Annotated in this window: 3 protein-coding genes and 1 pseudogene; 1 reads left to right on the forward strand and 3 read right to left on the reverse strand. The window is 63.8% G+C overall.

Annotation, left to right across the window (positions count from 1 at the left end; translation table 11 throughout):
• The coding region (locus VKH46_04180; GenBank protein HKB70017.1) for a hypothetical protein at positions 1 to 832 on the forward strand (832 nt) is incomplete at its 5' end.
• A gap of 407 nt (positions 833 to 1,239) precedes the next feature.
• On the opposite strand, the gene VKH46_04185 is transcribed toward VKH46_04180, so the two are convergent.
• The 3 genes and pseudogenes from VKH46_04185 to VKH46_04195 form a co-directional block, all read right to left on the reverse strand.
• A complete protein-coding gene (locus VKH46_04185; protein HKB70018.1) occupies positions 1,240 to 1,713 on the reverse strand; it encodes a phosphate-starvation-inducible PsiE family protein in 474 nt (157 codons plus the stop codon).
• Between the two features lie 58 nt (positions 1,714 to 1,771).
• Positions 1,772 to 2,185 carry a hypothetical protein gene (locus VKH46_04190; protein HKB70019.1) on the reverse strand — a complete coding sequence of 138 codons (414 nt, stop codon included), beginning with the start codon at positions 2,183 to 2,185 and terminating at the stop codon, positions 1,772 to 1,774.
• Positions 2,186 to 2,314: 129 nt separating this feature from the next.
• Positions 2,315 to 2,697, reverse strand: a pseudogene (locus VKH46_04195) (VOC family protein).

Below are 2,697 nucleotides of genomic sequence, written 5' to 3' on the forward strand. Positions count from 1 at the left end.
ACCGGCCCTTCTGAAGAGCGACGGCGCCGATATTTGGGTGGCGAACGTTAATTCTTCAAACGTGTCGCGCGTGCGGGCCAGCGACGGAAAGAAGCTCGACGACTGGACGGGCGCGACAGGAGCCGTTGGCGTCCTGGTAGCGATGGGGCGCGTCTTCATCACCGGCGCGACCGGCCCGGGCGCTCTCTATATGATTGATCCCAGCGCCGCAGCAGGGGCCGTCACCACCCTCGCCAGTAATCTCGGGGACTACTCGGCTGGAATCGCGTTCGACGGCAACAAGATCTGGACGGCAAATTCTGGCAGTGTCTCGATCGTCACTCCCGGCTCGACGACGCCCTGGAGCGTCAGCACTGTAACGACGGGGTTCAGTCAACCCGAGGGCATCGTCTTCGACGGAAGCAATATGTGGGTGACCGACGATGGCGCCGGTACGCTTCTCGAGCTCGACTCCGGTGGAGCGGTCATCAAGACCGTTACGGTCGGTAGTGCCCCCGGATACCCCGCCTTCGATGGCCACAACATCTGGGCGCCAAATAGTGCGGACAACTCGCTCACCGTCGTGCGCGCTTCCGATGGAACGGTCTTGAAGACCTTCTCGGCCGGAAATGGAAATCAAAATGGCCTGAATGCCCCGATCCAGGCCGCGTTCGACGGCCAGAGGGTCCTCGTGACGAACGAAAATGGGGGCCTATCGCTCTTCAAGGCTACCGATCTGAGTACCATTGGAAACCCTTCTACGCCAGGCGCGGTTGAACCGTACGGAGTGTGCAGCGACGGGGTCAACTTTTGGGTGAGCTTTCATGGCTCTGGCGAGATCGGGCGGTTCTGATCAGTCTGGCTGGCACGGGGAAGCAGTCTTGATCGTCGGGCCCCCGAGCGGTCGAGGGAAGCTTCCGTGGAATCAAGGCTCTTTCTCACCGCGCTCCCGAGAGTGAGGCGAAATCGAGGAGCTTTGAACTCGTTTTTGAACTCGTCCCCTCGCGCGCGAGGAAGAACGACAATATTGAAATAATTGGTCGGGTCGGTCGGATTACTCACATCCTTCGGATGCTCGGATGACTGCCTCGTGGGGACGAAGCTCGGATTCAAGATGGGACTCCGCTGGGAGACTCCCTGAATTCACGTGGGGATTCCGCTAAATTTCTTCCTGACTACCGAACCGACGATCGTCTGCTCCCAAAACAGCAGCGCGACCGGGCTGCGCTACGCCTCGAAACGTTCGAGGTCCTGGACGAGCTAAGACTTGGGAGCCTTGTCCGTCGTGTCCCGGCGCCGGAGCACGAACAGCGACAGCGCGATCGCGACGATCAGCGCCGAAAGGACGGCGAGCTCGGGCACGAGCTGCGGAGAGGGAGCTCCCGCCCCCGCGCCGCCGAACTCCGCGGTCAGCACCAGCACGCGCCGGATCGCGGCGATCAAGCCGACGAGAAGGAACGGCTCGGGCGTGACCGCGTGCTCCCGGAAGGACACCTGGACCGTATACAGGAGCTCGACGATCAGGAGGATGAGGAGGATCCGGTCGAGGAGCGGAACGATGTTGGCGATCAGGTCTCCGGTGAAGATCCTGCTGCCGAAGCTGACCGCGGTGGAGATCAGGAGAGCGACGGCGCTGACGGCCAGCGCCAGCCCCAGCCCGATATAGACGAGGTCCTCCACGGCCGCGAAAGCGCGGGCGATCAGCTTGCGCGTGGGCGCCGGCACGGTGGGCATGGCTACCTCCGGTGACGCCGAACGCTCCCGCCGTTGGAGGCGGACGCGGATCGGCCGGTCATTGGATCCGGCGGATCCTCGAAGTTCCCGGTCGAGGGGACTCCGGAAGATCCTCCTCGTCATCGAGAGGGTCGGAAGCGAGCCGGGCGAAGAAGCGCAGCGCCAGGACGGAAAGGATCGTCAGCACGGCGACCGTGAAGGCCAGATTCCTTCCCTGCCACAGGCCGACGAACCAGCCGCGGAACTCGGCGGCGAGGACGTTCGCCTTCCCGCCGTAGAGCTCGAGGTCGTGGAGGAACATCTTGTTCTGCATCGGATCGTAACCCGAGGAATTCTCCGGCTCGGGCCCCGCCAAGACGTAGATGACGACGGCGGCGAGGACACCTCCGGCGAGGATGGCGCGGGTCAGCCGCTTCAAGCGGGCGTCCCGGTCGGGGACGTGCGAAGGCGGAGCGACGCGGAGCCTGGCCATCGTTGCCGGAAGTCTAGCAGGCTGCTGAAAACGAATCCGGGGCGGCGTATCGCGAGTCTTGCCGAGACGCGCGAGCGGCGAGACTCGCGCCACCAGGAAGAATGCGCGGTCGTGCCCCGCCCGGGCGCTTTAAGCCGGCTTCTCGCAGTTGACGATCCACGGGATTCCGAAGCGATCGATGCACATACCGAACCTCTCGGCCCAGAACGTCTTCGCAAACGGCATCTTCACGGTCCCGCCTTCGGAGAGCGCCTGGAAGATCCGTTCCCCCTCGGCCGTGTCTTCGAGGCCGATCGCGACGGAAAACCCCTGCGGTTGCGTGAAGTACTAGGGCGGCGCGTCGGATCCCATCACGACCGCGTCCCCGAGATCGAGCCGCGCGTGGAGGATCCGGTCGCGCTGATCGGGCGGCGTCTGATCCGCGACGGGCGATTCTCCGTTCTTCATCATCTCGAGCTTCCCGCCGAGGACCTTCGCGTAGAAGCGGAACGCCTCGGCACACTTTCCGTTGA

It is taken from the genome of Thermoanaerobaculia bacterium (assembly GCA_035260525.1).
In the GTDB taxonomy this organism is placed as follows: Bacteria; Acidobacteriota; Thermoanaerobaculia; order UBA5066; family DATFVB01; genus DATFVB01.